Annotated in this window: 17 protein-coding genes; 10 read left to right on the forward strand and 7 right to left on the reverse strand. The window is 69.1% G+C overall.

Annotated features, from left to right (window positions below; translation table 11 throughout):
- Position 1 precedes the first annotated feature (1 nt).
- A complete protein-coding gene (dhaK, locus tag IT184_12185; GenBank protein MCC7009565.1) occupies positions 2-1,003 on the reverse strand; it encodes a dihydroxyacetone kinase subunit DhaK in 1,002 nt (333 codons plus the stop codon).
- Between the two features lie 174 nt (positions 1,004-1,177).
- Between dhaK and IT184_12190 the strand changes: the two genes are divergently transcribed.
- A complete protein-coding gene (locus IT184_12190; GenBank protein ID MCC7009566.1) occupies positions 1,178-1,702 on the forward strand; it encodes a type 1 glutamine amidotransferase in 525 nt (174 codons plus the stop codon).
- 75 nt (positions 1,703-1,777) lie between these two features.
- A complete protein-coding gene (locus tag IT184_12195) occupies positions 1,778-2,509 on the forward strand; it encodes an aquaporin family protein (GenBank protein MCC7009567.1) in 732 nt (243 codons plus the stop codon).
- A gap of 171 nt (positions 2,510-2,680) precedes the next feature.
- On the opposite strand, the gene IT184_12200 is transcribed toward IT184_12195, so the two are convergent.
- The gene (locus IT184_12200) at positions 2,681-3,286 is read right to left on the reverse strand and encodes a hypothetical protein (GenBank protein MCC7009568.1); all 606 of its coding nucleotides are present in this window, start codon (positions 3,284-3,286) and stop codon (positions 2,681-2,683) included.
- A gap of 339 nt (positions 3,287-3,625) precedes the next feature.
- Between IT184_12200 and IT184_12205 the strand changes: the two genes are divergently transcribed.
- The gene (locus IT184_12205; GenBank protein ID MCC7009569.1) at positions 3,626-4,045 is read left to right on the forward strand and encodes a YciI family protein; all 420 of its coding nucleotides are present in this window, start codon (positions 3,626-3,628) and stop codon (positions 4,043-4,045) included.
- A gap of 76 nt (positions 4,046-4,121) precedes the next feature.
- Positions 4,122-6,581 (forward strand): ABC transporter permease, encoded by a 2,460-nt coding sequence (locus tag IT184_12210; GenBank protein MCC7009570.1) that lies wholly within the window; start codon positions 4,122-4,124, stop codon positions 6,579-6,581.
- Between the two features lie 110 nt (positions 6,582-6,691).
- On the opposite strand, the gene IT184_12215 is transcribed toward IT184_12210, so the two are convergent.
- Both IT184_12215 and IT184_12220 read right to left on the reverse strand, forming a co-directional pair.
- Positions 6,692-7,156 carry a DUF2269 family protein gene (locus IT184_12215; protein ID MCC7009571.1) on the reverse strand — a complete coding sequence of 155 codons (465 nt, stop codon included), beginning with the start codon at positions 7,154-7,156 and terminating at the stop codon, positions 6,692-6,694.
- Positions 7,157-7,236: 80 nt separating this feature from the next.
- Positions 7,237-8,214, reverse strand: coding sequence for a hypothetical protein (locus tag IT184_12220; GenBank protein ID MCC7009572.1), 978 nt, complete (start codon positions 8,212-8,214; stop codon positions 7,237-7,239).
- Between the two features lie 180 nt (positions 8,215-8,394).
- On the opposite strand from IT184_12220, the gene IT184_12225 reads away from it, so the two are divergent.
- From IT184_12225 to IT184_12245, 5 genes are all read left to right on the forward strand, one after another.
- Positions 8,395-9,129 carry a hypothetical protein gene (locus tag IT184_12225; GenBank protein ID MCC7009573.1) on the forward strand — a complete coding sequence of 245 codons (735 nt, stop codon included), beginning with the start codon at positions 8,395-8,397 and terminating at the stop codon, positions 9,127-9,129.
- A gap of 295 nt (positions 9,130-9,424) precedes the next feature.
- Entirely contained in the window at positions 9,425-12,535 is a 3,111-nt protein-coding gene (locus IT184_12230) for a c-type cytochrome (protein MCC7009574.1), read from the forward strand.
- 268 nt (positions 12,536-12,803) lie between these two features.
- The gene (locus IT184_12235) at positions 12,804-13,427 is read left to right on the forward strand and encodes a hypothetical protein (GenBank protein MCC7009575.1); all 624 of its coding nucleotides are present in this window, start codon (positions 12,804-12,806) and stop codon (positions 13,425-13,427) included.
- A gap of 64 nt (positions 13,428-13,491) precedes the next feature.
- Positions 13,492-13,794, forward strand: coding sequence for a transcriptional regulator (locus IT184_12240; protein ID MCC7009576.1), 303 nt, complete (start codon positions 13,492-13,494; stop codon positions 13,792-13,794).
- A 131-nt stretch (positions 13,795-13,925) separates the two neighbouring features.
- Positions 13,926-14,873, forward strand: coding sequence for a ThuA domain-containing protein (locus IT184_12245; GenBank protein MCC7009577.1), 948 nt, complete (start codon positions 13,926-13,928; stop codon positions 14,871-14,873).
- 237 nt (positions 14,874-15,110) lie between these two features.
- Here IT184_12245 and IT184_12250 read toward each other — a convergent pair whose 3' ends face one another.
- Positions 15,111-15,782 (reverse strand): IPT/TIG domain-containing protein, encoded by a 672-nt coding sequence (locus IT184_12250; GenBank protein ID MCC7009578.1) that lies wholly within the window; start codon positions 15,780-15,782, stop codon positions 15,111-15,113.
- Positions 15,783-15,945: 163 nt separating this feature from the next.
- Here IT184_12250 and IT184_12255 point away from each other — a divergent pair, with 163 nt between their 5' ends.
- Positions 15,946-16,899 carry a hypothetical protein gene (locus tag IT184_12255; GenBank protein ID MCC7009579.1) on the forward strand — a complete coding sequence of 318 codons (954 nt, stop codon included), beginning with the start codon at positions 15,946-15,948 and terminating at the stop codon, positions 16,897-16,899.
- 261 nt (positions 16,900-17,160) lie between these two features.
- Here the strand turns inward: IT184_12255 and IT184_12260 are convergent, their stop codons facing one another.
- Together IT184_12260 and IT184_12265 are read right to left on the reverse strand one after the other, a co-directional pair.
- Complete coding sequence (locus IT184_12260; GenBank protein MCC7009580.1) at positions 17,161-18,156, reverse strand: TIM barrel protein; 996 nt, start codon at positions 18,154-18,156, stop codon at positions 17,161-17,163.
- A gap of 204 nt (positions 18,157-18,360) precedes the next feature.
- Positions 18,361-20,487: a VCBS repeat-containing protein gene (locus tag IT184_12265; GenBank protein ID MCC7009581.1), complete on the reverse strand. Its 2,127-nt coding sequence runs from the start codon at positions 20,485-20,487 to the stop codon at positions 18,361-18,363.
- Positions 20,488-20,605 lie beyond the last annotated feature (118 nt).

Below are 20,605 nucleotides of genomic sequence, written 5' to 3' on the forward strand. Positions count from 1 at the left end.
TTCAATTCCCCCAGCGCAGGGCCGGCGTCAGCACAGGATCGTCCCAGAGCGACAGCAGCGCGTCGTCGGCCTGCACGAGCGTGAGCGCGCAGCCGGCCATGTCGAGGCTCGTGATGTAGTTGCCGACCAGCCGGCGTGAGACCTCGATGTCCCGGGCGCGCAGAATCTGCGCCAGCTCCCCGTAGACGAGGTAGAGCTCGATGAGCGGCGTGCCGCCCATGCCGCTGACCATGGCGATGACGCGGTCGCCGCCTCGAATCTCCAGGTCGCCGAGGATCGCGTCGGCCATGTGCGCGACGAGCTCCTTCGCCGGGCGGTGCGGGACGCGCCTGCGGCCAGGTTCGCCGTGGATGCCGACGCCCATCTCGATGTCGCCTTCGCCGAGCTCGAACGTCGGCTTGCCCGCGGCCGGCACGGTGCAGGACGTCAAGGCCATGCCCATGGATCGGCCGCTGGCGTTCACCTGACGGCCGAGCGCCGCGACCCGCGCGAGATCGTAGCCGCGGGCGGCCGCCGCACCGCAGATCTTCTCCGCGACGACCGTCGCGCCCACGCCGCGCCGGCCCGCCGTGTACAGGCTGTCTTGCACCGCCACGTCGTCATCGATGATGACCGACTCCACCTGGATGCCACGCGCCTGGCACAGCTCCGCCGCCATCTCGAAGTTCATGACGTCGCCGGTGTAGTTCTTGACGATGTAGAGGACGCCGGCGCCGCCGTCGACCGCGACGGTCGCCGCCTCCATCTGATCGGGGCTCGGCGACGTGAAGACCTGGCCAGGACAGGCGGCATCGAGCATCCCGCGGCCGACGAATCCGCCGTGCAGCGGTTCGTGACCGCTGCCGCCGCCCGAAATGACGCCGACCTTGCCCGCGACGGGCGCGTCCACGCGGACGACGTACGTCGGATCGAAAGAAGCCTTGAGGATGTCGGAGTGGGCTGCGGCGAACCCCTCCAGCGATTCCCGCAGCACGTTCTGCGGGTCGTTGATCAGTTTCTTCATATGCGCTCCATCAATGACGGCGGCAGATAATATCACCGCACCGCTGCGGGGGCCGGCAGGGTCGCGTCACGACGCGGGCGCGAATCCGCGCAGCCTGGCCGGGGTGTGCTGGCAGCAGACGGACGGTTCGCCTCCGGCGAGCTGACGCTGACGACGAATCGGAAAGGAGCCGCCGTGCGATTGCAGAACACGACCATCGCCACCCTCGTCGCCGAGGGAGTCGAGGATCTGGAGTACTACGTCCCGCTGATGCGGCTGCAGGAGGAGGGCGCCACGGTGCTGAGCGCGGGGCTGACGCTCGAGCCCGTGCGCGGCAAGAACGGGCTGGTCATCGTGCCCGACGCGAAGATCGCCGATCTGAGATCGAGCGAGCTCTTCGCGCTGATCCTTCCCGGCGGCTGGGCGCCCGACAAACTGCGCCGCTACGACGTCGTCAAGACGCTCGTCAAGGACATGCACGGCGCCGGGAAGGTGATCGGCATCATCTGCCACGGCGGCTCGATCGCCGTCTCCGCCGGCATCGTCGCCGAGGGACAGCGCGTGACCGGATCGACCGGCATCAAGGACGACCTCGAGAACGTCGGCGGAGTGTGGACGGACGAACCCGCCTTCCGCGAGGGGAACCAGGTGTGGGGGCGGGTCGTGGCGGACATCCCGGCCTTCAACCGTGAGCTGGTGAAGGCGCTGGTCAAGGGCTAGCCGGCCGTCACCGAATGCCGTCGCGCCGGCGGCCGGCGAGCGAACTTCGGGCGTTCGGGATTAGAATCCGTCGCCATGACCCCATTCCTCGCGGAGCTCGTCGGTACCATGCTGCTCGTCGTCTTCGGCGACGGCGTGGTGGCCAACGTCGTGTTGCAGAAGAGCAAGGGACAGAACAGCGGCTGGATCGTGATCGCGGCCGGTTGGGCCGCCGGCGTCACGATCGCGGTGTATGCCGTGAACGCGCTGAGCGGCGCGCACCTGAATCCCGCGGTGACGATCGCGCTCGCGGCAATCGGCAAGTTCCAGTGGGCGAACGTGCCCACGTACGTCCTCGCGCAGACCATCGGCGCGTTCATCGGCGGCGTGCTGGTGTGGGTGACGTATCTGCCGCACTGGGCGCTGACCGAGGATGCCGGCGCGAAGCTCGCCGTGTTCTCCACCGGTCCCGCCATCCGGCGGCCGGCCGCCAACCTGCTCAGCGAGGCCATCGCGACCGCGGCGCTCGTCATCGGGCTGCTCAGCGTGCTCACGCCGAAGAACCTGATCCCGAACTTGGGGTTCGACACCGCGCTGGCGCCGCTGCTCGTCGGCGTGATCGTGTTCGGCATCGGCCTGTCGCTCGGCGGATCGACGGGCTACGCGATCAACCCGGCCCGCGATCTCGGCCCGCGCCTCGCGCACTCGCTGCTGCCCATCCCCGGCAAAGGATCGTCGGACTGGGGCTACGCGTGGGTGCCGGTCCTTGGCCCGATCCTCGGCGGCGTCGCCGGTGCGGTCGTGTACCGGATGCTCTGGGGGGGCTGAGCCGCACGGCGCGCCCTGGTGTGTCGCGGCCCGACCGCGCGCACGAGGCGTGATGTCCGACGCCGAACGTCCGAAACGGAGCGACGTACGTCCACGGTCGTCGCTCGAGACGGCGCGCCCGGCGTCAGTTTCGTCTCGTTCGCTCTTCAGCTCTCGGTTCGCACTGCACTTCTAGCGCTGGCCGAACGGAATCGCCACGCCGGCGCTAATACGCGTGCTGGTGTCGCTGCCGCCCTCGAAGAAGGTCACGAGCAACTCGAGCTGGGCGGACACGATCCACTTGCCCGTGTCGACGATGACGCCGCCGCCAGGCTGCAGGCCGAAGTCGCTCGACCCGTAGCTGCTGACCAGGCCGGCCGTGGCCTGTCCGAAGACGCTCGCCTTGGGGCTCACGGGCCGGGTCACGCGGGGCCCGCCCATGATGGTCGTGATGTTGGCGCCGTTCACGCGCGAGTAGCCGAACTGCCCGACCACGCTCACCAAGGTCGCGTTGTCCTCAGCGGTCTGTCGCAGCGTGCGGAAGTCCACCATCGGCGAGCGCGAGGCGCCGCGCGCCAGTTTCGCGAGCGGGTGGTTGTACACCGTCTCGAAGCCCACGCCCGAATACGGTTGGACGTCCGCCAGGAACAGCAGGAACAACATGCCCTGCCGGGCCTCCGATCCGATGCCGTACTTGCGGTTCGGATCCGGCTGTTGCGCCCACGCGGGCGCCGCGGTTCCGGCGACGATCAACAAGACCACCCACCACCCGAGACGTCCCGGCCTGCTCCTGGACATACAGCCTCCTTGGGACCGGAAGTCTAGCATCGGGTCGTCACGACAGCGGATCGGAATCTGCCGCGTGTCTCTTGCTCACGGCAGTCGCCTCCGCCCCCCGTTGTTTCCTATCATTGAGTGGTTCCCCACAAGGCAGGTTGCAGGCAGGCCGAGGCGGCCTGGCCGCGGCGTTAGAACGCCGTGGCCACGGCATGCTCCGGCCTGGGTTCGATCGGCCGGCGGTTGGCGGCATCCGCAGACGAGTCCGGCCTCTGGCGATCGACTGGCTGCGCGGTCACGTGGTTGATTCGGCGCAGCGCATTCGACGTCACGATGACGGTTCAGGACGGGAGGCACACGATGCGCGTGATGGTGATCGTCAAGGCGAGCAGGGAATCGGAAGCGGGCGTGATGCCCAGCGAACGGCTGCTCCGCGACATGGGGGCGTACAACGAGGAGCTCGTCAAGGCCGGCATCATGAAGGCCGGCGAAGGGTTGCACCCGACCTCGAAGGGCAAGCGCGTTCGTTTCTCAGGGTCGAAGCGCGACGTCATCGACGGCCCGTTCGCCGCGACGAACGAGCTCGTCGCCGGCTTCTGGTTGTGGGACGTCGCGTCGATGGCCGAGGCCGTGACGTGGTTGAAGCGCGCGCCCTTCGACGACGGGGCCGAGGTCGAGATCCGGCCGATCTTCGAAGCCGACGACTTCGGCAAGGAGCTCACGCCCGAACTGCGCGCGCGGGAGGAGCGCCTGCGCGCCGAGATTCAGACGAAGCGGTGAGCCGCGAACGGCGCAGCAGGCTGCAGTCGACCCGTTTGCTAGGATTGCGCTCGGGTTTCATCCCCGGAGGCAGAGCATGCACCTGTTGCGCGACCTTCGCCTGATCCTGCGTCAGTTGCGACGCGCGCCAGGTTACGTCGCGATGGTCGTGTTGACGCTCGCGCTGGCGATCGGCGCGAACAGCGCCGTCTTCAGCGCGGTCAAGTCCGTGCTGCTGCGGCCGCTCTCGGTCGCGCGTCCGGATCAGACGATGGTGGTGTGGCAGACCGACAACGCGTCGGGTAAGGCGGTTATCGAGCTCACCCTTCGGCACCTCCGCGAGTGGACCGCCGACCGATCGGTGTTCCTGCAGGCGGCCGTCATGGGCTCGCACAACTGGAACGCCGTGTACGACAGCGGCTCGGGCGATTCCGTACGGATCTTCTTCAGTGGCGTGTCGGCCGGGTTCTTCGAAACGCTCGGCGCGGTTCCGTTGCTGGGCCGCACCCTTCGCGCGGAGGACGACCTGCCCAACGCGGCGGCCGTGCTCGTGCTGAGCCATGCCACCTGGATCCGGCGCTTCGGCGGCGATCGCGACATCGTCGGCCGGACGATGTCACTCGACGGGCAGCCGGTCGAGATCGTGGGTGTCATGCCGGAAGGCTTCGACGTGCCGCGCGGCGCCGAGTTCTGGACGCCCGTGACGCCGATCCTCGGCGGTGGCGCCGCATCGAGTGCGACGACGCTCCAGAACGTGATCAACAACGTCGGCGTCTTCTATCTCGTCGGCCGCGTGCGGTCCGGCGTGACGGCCGCTGAGGCCGCGCGCCTGGTCGACGCGCTCGACATGCGCTTGCAGCGCGACGTGCCCGGCCGGCCGACATGGGGCGATCGCGCGGTCGTGACGCCGCTCGTCGAGCACGTCTTCGGTCCCGTTCGGCCGACGCTGTGGGCGTTGTGGACCGCCGTCACCGTGCTGCTCCTGATCGCCTGCGCGAACGTCTCCGGCCTGACGCTGTCGCGCGCCGCGATGCGGCGGCGCGAAGAGGCCGTTCGCCTCGCCATCGGCGCGACGCGCGTCGCCATCGGGCGCCTGTGGGTGCTCGAAGTCTTCGTGCTCTCAGCGGCGGGCGGGGCGATCGGCCTGGCCGCCGCCGGCTATCTCGCCAGAGCCATTGCCGCCTTGGCGCCCGATGACGTGCCCGGCGTCGAACGCATTTCGATAGATGCGGGCGTCGCGCTCTTCACGCTGGCGGTCGTTGCGGTCGTCGCCGTGGCCACGACCGCCCTGCCGATGCGCACGTCGTATCGCGTCAGCCTGGCCGAAATCATCAGCGGCGGCGATCGATCGACGACTGGCCGGCAGAGCGTCCGAGCCCGATCGGTGCTACTCGTGCTGCAAGTCGCGTTGTCCGTGGCGCTCCTCGTCGCCGCGGGCCTCGTCGTGAGGAGCTTCGTGAACCTCAGGCGCATCGATCTCGGCTTTCAGCCGGCGAACGTGCTGGCGATGACCGTGCAGCCGCGTTCGATACAGGGATCACCGACGGAGTGGTACCACGAGCTGATCGGGCGCATCGCTCAGGTGCCGGGAGTCGAGGCGGCCGGCGTTGTGTACCTGCGACCGCTGCAACTCGGACCCATCGGCGACGGGATTCGCGTATGGCTGGAAGGCCAGCCAGAGACCGACGCCGCCGCAGCGGCCAATCCGACGCTGAACTACCAGATCGCGACGCCAGGTTACTTCGAGGCGATGCGGATTCCGATGATCCGTGGCCGCGGCTTCACGGATGCGGATCGCGCCGGCACGGATCGCGTGGTGCTGGTGAGCGAGGCGACCGCTCAGGCGCTCTGGCCGGGCCGCGATCCGATCGGCCGGCGCGTGCTGATGTCCAGCTTCGTGCCGGGGCAACCGCCTCGCGCGTGGCGCACCGTCGTCGGTGTGGTGAAGAACGTCCGCTACCGCGGTCTGGATGAAGTGCAGCTCGACATCTACGACCCCGCGCTGCAGGTCGGCCGGCAGCCGCAGACCATCGTGGTTCGCACCGCAACGTCGCCGATCGGCGCGCTGCCCTCGATTCAGGCTCAGGCGCGCGCGCTCGACCCGACGGCCGTCATCGACGACGTCGTGACGATGGACGCGGTGGTGGCGCGGGCGGTGGCGCCATGGCGCTTGTCGATGTGGATGTTCGTCCTGTTCGCCGTGGTGGCGTTCGGCCTCGCGTTGACGGGTCTCGTCAGCGTCGTCGCGCTCGACGTCGCGCACCGCCGTCACGAATTCGCGATTCGCCTCGCGCTCGGCGCGACGGCCGCGGCGATCTTGCACGCGGCGCTCAGGCGAACGGCGTGGCGCGTAAGTCTCGGTGTGGCGATGGGGATGTTCGGCGCGGCGCTCGGCGCGCGCGCGTTGCGCTCGCTGCTGTACGGCGTGGCGGCGACGGATCCGGCGACGTTCGGTGGCGTCACGGCGTTCACGATTGGCGCCGCCGCGCTGGCCGCCTACATTCCCGGTCGCCGCGCGTCACGTGCGGAGGTGAACGCGTTGCTCCGGCACACCTGAGAAGCACGTTTGGTGTGGCGCCGGGGCGGTCATCTGACGGCGAGCCTCAGGTCGGCTGTCACCGATCGGCGCCCTCAGGCCAGCGGATCACGAGCGGGAATCGCTCGAGCTCAAGCCGCACCCCACAACACGGGCTTCACCACCATGAGCAAGACGATGGTGATGACGATGACGCCGAGGAGTGCCCCCAGCAGGCGGCCGCGCGCGGCGAGCGCCCGATATTCAGACGAGCCGATGCCGTGGCGTTCGAGCGCCGCGATCTGCCGCTTCAGCGTCGGCGTGTAGCCGAAGACGGCGAGCAGGAACATCGCGGCGTACAGTGCGAGCGACCCCTCCAGCCAAGGCGTGTGGAACGGAAGATCCGCGACCCACATCATCGCCAAGCCGGTGACGAGCAGCACGCCGTAGGCCGGGTTCGCTACCCGATCGTCGAGCACCTTGATGGTGCGAAGCGTGAACGGCAGCACGCCGGGATCGCGCGAGGCTCGCACGATCCAGAGTCCGTAGGTGATGTTCGTGCCGAGCGCCGTGATGGCCGCCAGCACGTGGAGCCACTTGATCAGCAGGTAGAGCACGTGCACCTCCCTTCGAGCGTGGTCTCTCGTGCCGCCGCCTCGTCCGCCGCGGCACGCCGGCCCCTGCGGCCGCCAGCTCGTCAGGCCATGTTCGCGAGCACGATGTTGTAGACCATCCGCACCGCGGGATCGAGGTCCACTTCGATGGTGTACAGCCCCGTGAACCCGAGCGACTCGGTGTACCGGATGGCCGTGCCGAGATCCCACAACGGGCTCGTCTTGACGTGCACGCTGCCGGCGTTGGACGTGAACATCCCGGCGATCGCCTCGTGCAGCTCGCGCTGGCTGAGGAATCGGCCGGTGCGGCCGAAATCGACGTTGGTGTAGCCGCCGGCGGCTCGCGCGCACTCCTCGAGCAGGCCCCACGTGAAGCGCGAGCGATTCGGCAGATCCGCGGGCGGGCCGTACTCCTTGCTGTTGTACGGGCGATTCTCCGCGGAGATCTTGATGCCCTTCGGCCGCGCGTAGTCCTGGATTTCCTTCCACACGGCGGTCGCGACCGCCATGTTCTGATCGTTCAAGCCGCTCTGATTCAGCAGCAGGCGCGTCGCCCCGAGCACGGGCGCCGCGTCCACCCACTTCTTCGCGTGCGCCATCCATGCCGCGCGCGCGTCGGGCGCGCCGAGCTCCGTGATGGCGCCGATCTCCAGGTTGATCTGGTTGGCGCGCGAGCCCGCCGCGTCGATCCTCGATTTCAGCTCGCGGAAGAATGCGACGTCGGGCTCGCTCGTCCCCTGCGCGAGATGCGTGTGCTGGAACTCGATGTTCCGCACGCCGTACTGGTCCACGTAGTACTGGGGTAGATCGAACAGCGCAAGCGTCTGAGCCGGACTGGGCGTAGCGTTCCACGGCAGCCGGAGCATCGGACCGTGGTTCAGCGTCATGATGCCCACGCGCGCGAGCTTCTCGAGAGGAACGGGCGCGGGGCCTTCGCCGCGCCCGGTGGGGTTCGCCGTGGCGCTGCGCGGGCCCATCGGCGCCTGCGCGCCATCGGCTCGGACGGTGGCGGCCGCCGCGACACCGGCCATCGCGTTCGTGAGGAATCGGCGTCGGTTCATGCTGTCCTGTTGCGATCGACCTCGGTGGCTCGCACGAGAGACATCATACCGGCACGCTGAAGTCGAGGCCTATCACCGCACCGCGACCGGGAGCGTGGTATCCCTCATGATGCCGGGGAACTTCAGCCCATGCGCGGGCTGTGATACCGTCGCGCCCTACTCAACAGCGAGGAGGCATCCATGGCTACCGCGAGCCTGGCGCGCGCCAGCCGATCCAGCGAGCGCCGTTTCTTCGTCGGCATGACCGTCGCGATGTTGGTCGCCATCCTCGTCGGCTTCGCGCGGAGCTTCTTCCTGCGCCCGCTGTTTCCAGCGTGGCCGTCGCCGTCCGAGCCGGTCTTCTACGTGCACGGGGCGCTGTTCTCGATCTGGTGCGTGCTGCTCGTCGTGCAGCCGTCGCTCGTGGCGACCGGCCGCACGGCATTGCACCGCCGCGTGGGGGTCTGGGGCGTCGCGCTCGCCGCGGCGATGGTGCTGGTCGGAGTCTATGTCGCGCTCGTCGCCGCCGCACGGCCTACCGGGTTCACCGGCGTGCCGGTACCGCCGCTGCAGTTTCTCGCGATCCCCATGATGGACATGGTGCTCTTCGCGGCGTACGTCGCGTTGGCGGTCGTGAAACGTCGCGATCTCCAGGCTCACAAGCGATGGATGCTCCTCGCGTCGATGAACCTGCTCACCGCGGGCTTTGCCCGCTGGCCCGTCCTGGCCACGATGCCGGTGCTCGTGCCGTTCGCCGTCACCATGTCGTTCTGGGTGAGCTTGATCGCCTGGGACGTCCGATCGCGCGGCCGTATCCACCCGGCCACGCTCTGGGGCGGTCTCGTCCTGTTGTTGTCGGTGCCGGCGAGGCTGCTCATCTCCGGCACGGCGCCATGGATCGCGTTCGCGGGTTGGATGGTGGCGCAACTGCGCTAGTCGATCACCGCCGTCGTCTTCGCGGGCGAAAGAGGCTCGGTCGCCGTATCTCGAGCGCAAGTCGACGGCGCACCAGCGAGGCGCCTGCGCCGTCAGCGCGCCAACACATCCGCCGATCTCGCGCTCCCGCTCCGATCGTCTCGACCCTCCGAAAAAACAGCGGACGCCCGCGCAAAAACCCGTGCGTCTCCGTCCCGGGTTTCGCGGCTCGTGAGGCCCTCGTCATGACCGTGCGGCACTTCCTTTGCAGCCGACAGCGGCGGCTCAATGTAACTGCAGCTCGAGGGAGGGCCTCATGAGGGCGCGTGCCGTTCTTCTGTTCTCGGTCTTGGCAGCCACTGCGGCCGGCGCGGTGCTCTCCGGCCAGAAGTCTCCGGAGGCGACCGCGGCCGGCTTGAAGCCGGCGCCGGGGCTCGAGGCGACGCTCTTCGCCGCCGAGCCGATGGTCATGAACCCGACCAACCTCGCCGTGGACGAACGCGGCCGCGTCTGGGTGCTCGAAGGCGTCAACTACCGGCGCGCGGCGCGCAAGCTCCCGGACCTTCGCCCCGAAGGCGACCGCATCATCATCCTGGAAGACACCGATCTCGACGGCAAGGCGGACAAGGTCAAGGTCTTCGACCAGAGCCCGTCGCTGCGCGTGCCGCTCGGCATCGCCGTGTTCGGCGACAAGGTCGTCGTCTCGCAGTCGCCGGACATCATCGTGTACACCAAGGACGCCGAGGATCGGATCGTCAAGAAGGACGTGCTGCTCACCGGCTGGGGCGGAGCGGACCACGACCACGGCGTGCACGCGATCGTCTTCGGCCCGGACGGCCGCTACTACTTCAACCAGGGCAACACGGGCTTCGATCTGACGGATCGATCCGGCAAACGTCTCGTCTCCCAGATTACCGGCGCGGAGACCAGGGCCGGTTACTACCAGGGCGTCGTTGTCCGCATGAACGAGGACGGCACCGGCCTCGACGTCATCGCGCAGAACTTCCGCAACCCCTACGAGCTCGCCATCGACTCGTTCGGCAACATGTTCCAGACCGACAACGACGATGACGGGAACGCGTGGACGCGGCTCGACTACGTCATGGCCGGCGGCAACTACGGCTACCGAGGGCCGCGGCACCGCACGTTCCTCGAGGACGGCGGCACGCACTGGCACCTGGAGGCGCCTGGCGTCGTGCCGCAGGTCGAGCGTCTCGGCGCCGGCTCGCCGTGCGGCGTGTTCTTCTACGAAGGCACCCTCCTGCCGGAGCGGTTCCGTGGCCAGTTCTTCCACGCGGAGGCCGGCCGGCGCGTCGTCGAGATGTACCCGCTGACCGACGATGGTGCGGGGTTCAAGGGCACGAAGGCCGATCTCGTGAACATGGGAGACGACACGTGGGCGCGGCCGTGCGATGCGACGGTGGCGCCCGATGGATCCGTCTACGTCGCGGACTGGTACGACCCGGGTGTCGGCGGCCATCAGATGGGGGATCCCGAAGGCAAGAGCGGCCGCGTCTATCGCGTGGCGCCGATCGGACACCGGCCGCAGGTGCCGAAGCTCGACCTGAACTCGACGGCAGGACTCACCGCGGCGCTGCGATCGCCGAACGACACGATCAAGTACCTGTCCTACACCGCCATCGAAGCGCGCGGACAGGGCGCGCTGCCGCTGCTCCAGGCCGCGTGGTCGGGAACGGATCCGATCCTGAAGGCACGGGCGCTGTGGCTGCTCGGGCCGCTCGGCGCGCCCGGCAACGCGGCGATCCAGCAGGCGCTTCGCGATCCGGATCCGCGGTTCCGGATCCTCGGTCTGCGCGTGGCGCGCGAGACCGGCGCGAGCGTCCTGGACGTCGCGAAGCCGTTGCTCGCCGATCGTTCGCCGCAGGTGCGGCGCGAGATCCTGGTGATGCTGCAGGACTCGTCGCGCATGCTTCCGGCGTACGGCTATCCGCCACAGGTGCAGCCCACCCCGGCGTGGCTCGACGCGGTTGCGCAGCTCTCCAGTCAGCACGACGGAAAGGACCGCTGGTATCTCGAGGCCATCGGCATCGCGGCGCGAGGCCGTGAGGAGGCGCTCTACGCGCGGCTCGAGAGCCGGCGCGCGGCGATGTCGGATGCGGCGTTCAACCAGATCGTCTGGCGGCTCCGGCCGAAGACCGCGCTCCCGGATCTCTTGGCGGTGATGAACGACGCGACGTCGCCGGTCGCGGCCCGGCAGGCCGCGCTCGATACGGTCGGCTGGATGGAGTGGCCCGAGGCGGCCAGCGTGATGGAGACGTTCATGACGGCGCCGGCCACGCCGCCGGCGCTGGTCGAGCACGCGTTCGGCCTCTACAGCCATCAGCTCATGAGCCAGTGGATGGAGTCGCGGACGAGCGCCGCGCTTCCAGCCGTGATGCGGAAAGCCCTCACGCTGCCTGGTGCGCAGGCGGCTGCCGTCGGGGTGGCCGATGCGCTTGCCGATCCGCAGTACCGGCCCGACCTGCTCGCGCTCGCGAAGTCGGGCGGCGCCACGCCTGCGGCGCGCGCGGCCGCGCTCGACTCCATCGCGACCACCAAGGACGTTCAGTACCTCCGCGAGTTCCAGGCGCTCGCCGACAACGCGCCCACGCCCGTGCGCGTGGCCGCGATCCGCGCTATCGGCGGCCTCGCGCAGCCGGGCGTCGAGGCGTGGGCGCAGGAGCTGCTGTCGAGCGATGCCCCGAACGAAGTCCGCGTGCAGGCGCTGCGGCTCTTGGGCACATCGGTGCCCGGCCTGAACGCGATTCTCGACCTCGCGGAAGCCGGCCGAATTCCGGCGGAGCTGCTGGCGGTCGCGCGTCGCATCACGAACAGCGCCGCGCCGCCGCCGGCCGCGGGCCGCCGTGGTGCGGGGCAGTCGCCCGTGGCGATGCGAGCCGCGCCGACGGCGCCCACCGATCCGGCCTACGTCGCGATCCGTGCGCGGGCGGCGAAGGTGCTGGCCATGCCCGGCACCGTCATTCCGACCGCGTTCCAGCTCGACCTCAACTACGGCGGCCGCGCGGCCGAAGGGCGCAAGGTGTACGACACGGACGCCGCCTGCGCGGCCTGTCACAGCCTCGGCGACGGGCGCCGAACGCTCGGCCCCGACCTGTCGAAGATCGGCGAGAAGTACGGCAAGCAGGCCATGCTCGACGACATCCTGAACCCGAACGGCGCCATCGGACCGGAGTACATCACGACGGTCTTCACGATGAAGAATGGCAGCTCGGTGTCGGGGCTCATCACCGGCGAGACGGCGACCGAGGTCACGATCGCCGTCGGCACCGAGTCGCAGCGTCTCGCGAAGAGCGAGATCGCATCGCGGAGGCCCGTGCAGGTATCGTCCATGCCGGAGGGGCTGCTGAGCAACTTGTCGCTGCAGCAGATCGCGGACCTGCTCGAGTTCCTGTCGACGCTGAAGTAGTCGCGGCGATCGCGGTCGCGTCAGCCGGCCCGAGCGGCGCGGGCCGGCACGCGACTGGCCAGCGGCACCGTCGCGTCGGACCGACCACCCAGCATGACCCGAGCAGGGCCGGCTGCGCGGGTCATGGATAGAACGGCGCCCATCGGCGCTCGACCTACCGACCCCGCGCCCCGGCCCGTTTCGTCGGTTCCGATCCGCAGCAGCAGGATCTAGCGTGTGTCAATAGCTAAATCTTGACATGCGCTACTTGTTGCCGTAGGCTCACGGCATGGTGAACCCCGACGAACCGCGCGCCGAGGCCATTCGTCTCGTCCGCGCCTATCCACGAATGCAGGGCCTGGCCTTTCTGCCGTTCTGGGTCGTCTTCTTCGCATCCGGCGTCGCGCAGGCCGCCGGCTGGATCGACCCGCGGGATCTGCCGGCCGTCACCCTGCTCTCGCTGCCCGTCGCCCTGGTGGGCATCATCCTGGGCCGCGCCTACTATCGCCGCACCTTCGGCATCGTCAGGCAGGACCCGGCCGTGCGCATGGCGAAAGGCGCCGCGGCGTTTCTCGGCCTCGTCGTGCTGCTGATTGTCCAGGTCAGGATCCTTCGCGCGTGGCCCGACATGCGGCTCAGCGTCATGACCGTGCTGCTGCTGATCGCCTGTGTCTACCGTGCGTGGTCCGGCGGCAACGATGGATCCCACTGGTTCGTCGCTTCGCTGCTCATGATTGGAGCCGTGCTCGTCGAACAGTCGTGGACGCCTGCCATGCCATGGCTGCGCGGCGTGCACCAGGCGCTCATTGGGCTCGCGATGGCGGTCGGCGCGTTCGGCGATCATCGGACCCTCGTCCGGCAGTTCGCACGGCTGTCGGCCATGGTCACCGAAGGAGGGGCCGCGCGTGCCTGAAGCGCCGGACGCCGCGTTCCAGGACTTCCTCGCCGTGGACAAGCTCGTCCACGAACCCGCACGGATGGCCGTGCTCACCGCGCTCTCGGCCTGCGACTCGGCCGACTACGTCTTCCTGCAACGGTTGACCGGCCTGCAGTCCGGCAACCTGTCCCAGCATCTCGCCCGGCTCGAGGAGGCGAAGTTCGTCTCGATCGCCAAGGGATTCTCCGGCAAGTATCCGCAGACGACCGTGTCGCTCACGACGGCCGGCCGCAAAGCCATCCAGGACTACTGGGCGAGGCTCGAGTCGCTGAAGAAAGCTCAGCGCACCTGGAGCCGAAAGGGAGCGACCGCGACGTTGAAGACGCGGACGTCGGAAGGGTAGCCGAACGGCAGGCGGACGCGCGCGGCGATGTCCCGCTCATCGCTCCTATCGTTCGAGCGGCTTGCCTGACGCGGGCGCCGGATATCGTCAGATCGAAGTAGGATGCGGATCCGATCGACGCAGGAGCTCACATGAGCCGTACCGTTGTCGCGCTGAGCGTTCTCGCCCTGGCCTGCCTGTCCTACTCCGGCGCCGCCGGCGCCTCGGCGCAGGCGCCGCTCGAGGTGTTGCTCATCACCGGCCAGAGCAATCAATTCCACAACTGGCGCGTGAGCAGCGCCATCATCAAACGGCAGCTGGAGGAGAGCCGGCGGTTCGCCGTGACGGTCGCGACGACCCCGCCGAAGGGCACCGAGCCCGGACAGGACATGTCGAGCTTCGCACCGGACTTCCGCAAGTACCGCGCGGTGGTGCTGGACTACGAAGGCTTCGAGTTCGCGCCGGCGACGAAACGTGCGCTCGTCGACTTCGTCTCGAGCGGCGGCGGCCTCGTCGTGACCCACGCGGCAGACAACGCCTTCCCCGCGTGGCCCGAGTTCAACGAGATGATCGGCGTCGGCGGCTGGGGCGGGTTCACGCCAGGCTACGCGAACCGCACGGCCGCGGCCGGACCCAAGGTCCGATGGCGTGACGGCCGGATGGTGCTCGATCGCGAGACGCCCGGTGAGGCGCAGCATCCGAGCCCGCACGACTTCGTGATGACGGTGCGGACGCCCGACCATCCCATCGTCAACGGGCTGCCTCGCGAGTGGCTGCACGCCAGGGACGAGCTGTACAGCAACCTCCGCGGCCCTGCCAGGAACCTCACGGTGCTCGTGACCGCGACCGCGCCGGCGACGATGCCAAACGGCACCGGCGAGAACGAGCCGCTGATCATGGCGCTGACGTACGGCAAGGGACGCGTGTTCCATGACACGCTGGGCCACGTCGGTCCGACGCAGACGGAGCCGATCGCCTCGATGAGCTCCGTCGACTCCATCACGCTGCTCCAGCGCGGGACCGAATGGGCGGCGTCCGGCAGCGTGACGATTCCAGTGCCGGCTGACTTCCCGACGAAAGACAAGACGTCGGTCCGCTAGGCCGAAGCTGGCCTGGTTGTGCACGCCGGCGCTCCCTGTGCCGATTTTGCTCTTCGTGCTCACGAGCGGGCTCGCGACCGTCTGTGCTGGCGCGGCGCGAGCGTTCTGTGCGGTGCTCGTCAGGTTTTGGTCGTCTCGCGAGGCGACCGTCTCGTCGCTGTCGCGGACATGCCGTGATTCCACACGCCGGCTCACCGCCCGGAGCGGCGTGCGACAGGACGCTCGTTGCTGTCGCGGTTACGGACCGACCGTGAAGCGCACGGTCTTCGTGACGCCCCAATGCTCGAGTGACATCTCGATCGACTCCGGCGTCGACACGTAGAACGTGTCGATCTGGAAGGTGCCGGTGACCTCGCCCTTGGCGATGTAGACCGCCGCCGGAACGCGCACGGCCGACAGACCGGCGGGCGTCGACTTCCAAACGATCGGCAGTCGAATCCCGTTGGACGGGGCCGGCAGCGTCACCGTCGCCGTGCCGCGAATCGGCGCACCGCCCGTGACGGACGAGGCGGCCAACGTCAGATCGACGAGCTGGTTCGGAATCCAGGTGTACTTCGTGGCGTCGCTCGTCGCGGACGAACCGCCCTCGGTGACCACCACGACGTCCGTCGCGCCCGGTGCCGCCCCGCCGGGCGCCGTCGCCGTGATGGAGGTCTCGAAGCTCACCACGTAGGTCGTGGCTGGCGTCGTGCCGAACAGCACGGACTGGACGTTGGTGAAGCCCGTGCCGCTGATGGTGACGTCGATGCCGCCGTCGACGCTGCCCGACGCGGGGGCGATCGCCGTGACGGTCGGCGGAAGCCGGGTCGTCGTGGTCGGCGAGGAGGGGGTCGCCGCGTCCCCGCACGCGCTGGCGATCAGCACCGCCAGCACGAGCGCACCACGGGAGATGTTCGAGAGATGTGACATGGCTGTGACGCGTGTCCTCGTTCGCGTACTCCGTGTCGCACGCAGGCGACGCCGGAAGGGGACAGTGAAACCGTGACATGGACGACATCGCGCGAAAGGTCGTCGTCGCGGCGCTCTCGTTGCAAGGATCGTTCTGGCAATCGCATTGCTGTGCGGTTGCCGCATGGCGCGGCGGCACCTGCTGATCCTGGGCTGTCTCGTCGGTCTCGTCGCGTGCAGCGATGCCGCGACGCCGACCGACCCCACCGACACGACGACGGCCACTTCCGACACCGTGGCTTCGGTTCTCGTCCCGCCGTCGCTGACCATCGCCGTCGGCGACACCTTCCAGGTCCGCGCCGTCGTCGTATTGAAGGCCGGAGGCGCCGAGCTCGTGACGACCAATGGGACGTGGCAGTCGGCCGATGGCGCGATCGTCTCAGTGGACAGCGCGGGCGTCATCACCGGCGTGTCGTCCGGCAGCACGGGCGTGGCGGTCTCCGTCGACGGCATCGCGGGCGTCACGGTCGTCGACGTCGTGGAGAGCGTCGGCAGCCGGACGTTCACCGGCGTCGCGGCGCTGACCGCCGGCAAGGTGGCGACGCTGACGCTCGTGTTCAAGACGTTGCCGCGCGTCACCGGCACGCTGTACACGAGCGCCGGCTCGTTCCTGCTCGCCGGCCGCCTCGACGAGCAGAGCCGCGTCGTCAACGTCTCGGGCGGCGGGTTCACGCTGCTCGGCACCGCGACGGGCGGTACGCTCGCCGGCACGCTCACGGATCCGGCCGGTGCGGCAGGAGCCTTCTCGGCGTTGGAGTCCACGCACGTCGCCGTGACCCCATTCTGTGGTGAGTACTCGACGGAGGGCATCTCCGCCGGCGGCGCCGACGAGCAGACGGGCGCGCTCGGGCTGGTCGCCGCGTTGGACGGGACCGTGGCTGCCGCGACCGTGTCGGCGGATGCGAGCGCCGCTCCTGCGACGTTCATCGGCCGACGCGCGGGCGATGCGTTCAGCCTCACGTCGGCTGAGCGGCTGCCGCTCGAAGGGACGTTCGCCGGAAGCGCCGTGAGCGGCCCGTTCACGACGCCGGCCGGGCTCGCGGCCGCCTTCACCGCCCGCACGCGGACGTGCCCATGAGCGGCTCGAGGCTCGTCTGCGATTCGTTCGAGGAACGCCGTAGCGACCCCAGCCGCACACGGAGGCCACGAACACGGTCCTGGCGGCGCGAACGGGACCAGGCGCCGATTGGCGCAACGTGCCCGTCGTGCGGCTCGTCCAGCATTCAATGGCTCGAAGACGCGAGCCCAGACGCGTCAGCCGACTACTATCGCTGCCGGCCTTGTGGCCAGCACTGGGTGATTCGCCGCAACGGCAGCCAGATCGCCGCGTGCCTGCCGCTCAGATGTGCTCCACCAGCACGTCGTAGATGATCTGCTGGTTCTTGTACGGATCCTGCGTCATCGGATTGCCGGGCTGCGGCGGCGAATTCGGATTCGGCGTGTTGGCCTCGATGGAAAAGAGCCCCGTGTAGCCGAGCTCGCGCGCGAGCGCGAGGCCCGCCGGCAAGTCGTAGCGCAGCGGGTTGATCTTCACGTGCGTGTTGCCGTCGGTGAGCGGCAACATCGCGCGCATGCCGGCGTGCTGCATCTGCTGATCGGGGAAGTTCCCCATGTCGCAGTTGGCGTACGTGCCGGCCGCCTTGATGATCTCCACGAGCAGCAGGTAGGCTGGCGGCCCCTGCGGCACCGGCGTCGCCGACGGGGACGGGGCTGCGCCACCCTGGCCGGCGGCGGCCGGCGCCGCACCGGGCACCGGCTGGTAGGCGCCGCGGTTCTCCATGCCGACCTTCACGCCCTTGCTCCGGCCGTAGTCGCCCATCGCCTTGAGCGCGGCGATGGCGATCGCCTTGTTCTCCTGCGTCGGCGCGCCTTGATTGACCATCACGCGCGGGCTGCCCAGCGTGACGGCGTGGTCGATCCAGCGCTTGGTGAGGTCGACGGCCTGCAGCCGCGACGTCAGGTCCGCGGCCGACATGTTCTGCGCGCCGAACTCGAGGTTGATGTTCGTGACCTTCGAGCCGCTCTTCGCGAGCTTCGCCCTGAACTCACGTAGCCACGAGTCCTCGGTCGAGAGCAGGTGGCCGTGCTGCAGCTCGACGTTGTGCACGCCCCAACGATCGGCATAGAGCTCGCCGATGTCCATGAGGTCGAGCGTCCGCTCCGGCGAGCTCGCCGCATCCGGCCGCTTCAGGATCCTGTCGAAGCCCAGGCTCATGATCGCGATGCGATCCACCCTGGCCCGGTTGGTGCTCTTCTGCGCGCGCACGCGCCGCGGCATCATCACGCTGCCGACCGCCAGCCCCGCCACACCCTTGAGTAACTCCCGCCGTTGCATGCCGCGCTCCTCTCATGCCGGGACCGATCACCGCCTCGCCACGACCCGGCTCCATCGCCTGCGTGCGTTTGAACACAGTCTTCTAGCACCAGGGCGTCGGTCGTGCAACCTGCGGGGCGATCGTCCTCTCGCGCTTCGACACGGCGGGCGCGGCGGCCGACGCCCCGGACGCCGGGGAATCGGCCGCCTTTCGCGCGGGCAGGACTACTTCGTCCCCGGCTTCCGCAGGTTCAGGAACACGTACGTGCCGAGATTGGCCGACGTGATGATGTCGTTCATGCCGTCGCCGTTCAAGTCGGCGACCACCAGGTGCGAGCCGACGCCTGAGCGGTTGTGGACGAGCTCAGGCTCGAAGCGGGCGCCGCCCGGCGCCGCCTTGTCCCGCACCGTCCGGTAGACGTACAGGACCGGCTCGCTCCACGGATCCGGATCGGAGTAGCCGAAGTGCGACATGTACCGCTTGCCGGTGACGAGGTCGGGGATCCGGTCGCCGTCCATGTCCGCGCACGCCGCGGCGTGCGGCTCGGTGAACGTGACGTTGCCGGCGTTCTTCGTCAGGAAGTTGTCCATGACGATGTGCTCGACGAAGGTGATGGTCTTGGCGGCATCGCGCTTCTGCTCCCACCACGCGATGCCGAACCCGTGCCCTTCCATCGGCCCGACGGCGTCCATCAGCCCGTCGCCGTTGACGTCGTAGCCGCAGATCTCCGCGCCGCCGGCGCCGCCCTGCGAGGCGCCCCAGCGGCCGAAGGGCGTCGGATGCAGCGTCCAGGTGCCCGACGTGCCCGTCGGCGGCTGCTCCCACCATCCGTACGCGTTCAGGAAGTCCATGCGGCCGTCGCCGTTGATGTCCGCGACGCCCAGGCCGTGACCGATGTTGACGCCCCACGGTCCCGGCTCCGACACGTCGCGCGTCACCCACAGCGACGTCGGGTTGTTCGGATCCCACCGGGCTGGATCGAACGTCGAGTAGCGCAGGCGGTTCATGCCCGCGTGGATGAGGTCGGGCCGCTTGTCGCCGTCGATGTCCTTGAAGAGCGTCTCTTCGTTGCCGACCGGCTGAATCGTCGCGTACTTCCGCCAGTGCCGTGACTGGCCCTTGGGATTCTCGAACAGCCAGCCCGTGCCGTTGCCCGCGTTGCCGCTCATCTGCAGCACGTCGGCCCAGCCGTCGCCGGTGAAGTCGTAGGCGACGTTCACCATCGCCGGGATCGGCCATTCGGACGTCGGATTGAACGAGACGGGCGCGTAGATCTGCTTGCCGACCTTGTAATCGGGCCCGAGGTAGTAGAAGGCGCCTGCGGCGATGTCCGGCACCGAGTCGTGGTTGAAGTCGGCGACGGCGGCGCTCCAGGAGTAGTAGTGCGGATCGACGCGGATCTCCCTGAAGGTCTTGCCGGTCTCGACCGGCGCCCAGGTGTGGTTCAGGATGTCCTTGTACATGAAGTCCTTGATCCGAACCTCGCCGCTGCCGCCGACGTAGAAGCCGATCTGCCCGAAGCCGTCCTTGTCGGCATCGGGAATCGTGCGGCCGGCGCCGCCGCCGAGCGAGCCGCCGTTGAACTTCGGCTGCACGCTGTTCTCCGACAAGAGCACTTCGACGTCGTTGTAGCCGCCGGCGGCGTAGGCACCGGCGGGCCGATCGGCCAGCCGCGACTCCTTCGGATACTTGGCGGCCAGCTCGGGCGACATCGGGGGCGCTGGCCCTGCGCTGACCGCACGGCCACCGCCGAGCTGGGCGGTCAGGGCCGTCATGCGCGCCGTCGCGCTCTCGGCCGCTCCTGCACCGGCTGGCGCGCCGCCGCCGGCGCCCGCCGCGCGGCCGCCGCCCGCCGCTGCGGCCGCGCCGCCAGGCGCCGCACCTGCGCCGGCACCCTGACGGCCGCCGCCACCGCCGCGGCCGGCCGGCGCCGGCAGCGCCTCGCGGCCGATCTCCTTGCCGCTCGCATCGATCTTCACGAGGTACGGCACGAGGTCGTTCTCGGTGACCGACATGAGCACGCCCTTCATGCCGCCGTCCGGGGTCTTCTCGGCACGCATGAGGATGCCGGCTCTGCAGCCGCCGGCGCACTTCATGCTCGCGTAGATCTGCGTGTCCTGGAAGTCCTTGCCGTCGACCAGCAGCCAGCCGCCGCTCGCTTCTTTCGGCGTGCCGACGATCTCGCCGTTCTGCATTGTCCAGTCCGCGGCGCCGATCGGCTTGAACCCGCTCAGCGCCGTGCCCGTAAACCGATAGTCCGCCCTGAAGGTCGGACCCGCCGTGAAGACCGACATCGCCAGCAGCAGAGACGCTGCTGCGGTCGCGACCGTCATCGTGCGCCAGTTCCTCATACGTTGTCTCCCAGTCCCGTCGATCGACATCGAGGTCCAAATGAATGGCGTGCGCGGTCGTCGTTTCCGCCGACGCCCATGGCACCGCCCGATGCGTGGTGTAGCATGGGCGTCATCG

The sequence above is a fragment of the Acidobacteriota bacterium genome (assembly GCA_020853395.1).
Taxonomy (GTDB): domain Bacteria; phylum Acidobacteriota; class Vicinamibacteria; order Vicinamibacterales; family SCN-69-37; genus JADYYY01.

Coding starts and splice junctions, on each gene's coding strand:
- dhaK (MCC7009565.1), bottom strand. CDS start 1,003: ATGAAGAAACTGATCAACGACCCGCAGAACGTGCTGCGGGAATCGCTG.
- IT184_12195 (MCC7009567.1), top strand. CDS start 1,778: ATGACCCCATTCCTCGCGGAGCTCGTCGGTACCATGCTGCTCGTCGTC.
- IT184_12200 (MCC7009568.1), bottom strand. CDS start 3,286: ATGTCCAGGAGCAGGCCGGGACGTCTCGGGTGGTGGGTGGTCTTGTTG.
- IT184_12205 (MCC7009569.1), top strand. CDS start 3,626: ATGCGCGTGATGGTGATCGTCAAGGCGAGCAGGGAATCGGAAGCGGGC.
- IT184_12210 (MCC7009570.1), top strand. CDS start 4,122: ATGCACCTGTTGCGCGACCTTCGCCTGATCCTGCGTCAGTTGCGACGC.
- IT184_12220 (MCC7009572.1), bottom strand. CDS start 8,214: ATGAACCGACGCCGATTCCTCACGAACGCGATGGCCGGTGTCGCGGCG.
- IT184_12225 (MCC7009573.1), top strand. CDS start 8,395: ATGGCTACCGCGAGCCTGGCGCGCGCCAGCCGATCCAGCGAGCGCCGT.
- IT184_12230 (MCC7009574.1), top strand. CDS start 9,425: ATGAGGGCGCGTGCCGTTCTTCTGTTCTCGGTCTTGGCAGCCACTGCG.
- IT184_12235 (MCC7009575.1), top strand. CDS start 12,804: ATGGTGAACCCCGACGAACCGCGCGCCGAGGCCATTCGTCTCGTCCGC.
- IT184_12240 (MCC7009576.1), top strand. CDS start 13,492: ATGGCCGTGCTCACCGCGCTCTCGGCCTGCGACTCGGCCGACTACGTC.
- IT184_12245 (MCC7009577.1), top strand. CDS start 13,926: ATGAGCCGTACCGTTGTCGCGCTGAGCGTTCTCGCCCTGGCCTGCCTG.
- IT184_12250 (MCC7009578.1), bottom strand. CDS start 15,782: ATGTCACATCTCTCGAACATCTCCCGTGGTGCGCTCGTGCTGGCGGTG.
- IT184_12255 (MCC7009579.1), top strand. CDS start 15,946: ATGGCGCGGCGGCACCTGCTGATCCTGGGCTGTCTCGTCGGTCTCGTC.
- IT184_12260 (MCC7009580.1), bottom strand. CDS start 18,156: ATGCAACGGCGGGAGTTACTCAAGGGTGTGGCGGGGCTGGCGGTCGGC.
- IT184_12265 (MCC7009581.1), bottom strand. CDS start 20,487: ATGAGGAACTGGCGCACGATGACGGTCGCGACCGCAGCAGCGTCTCTG.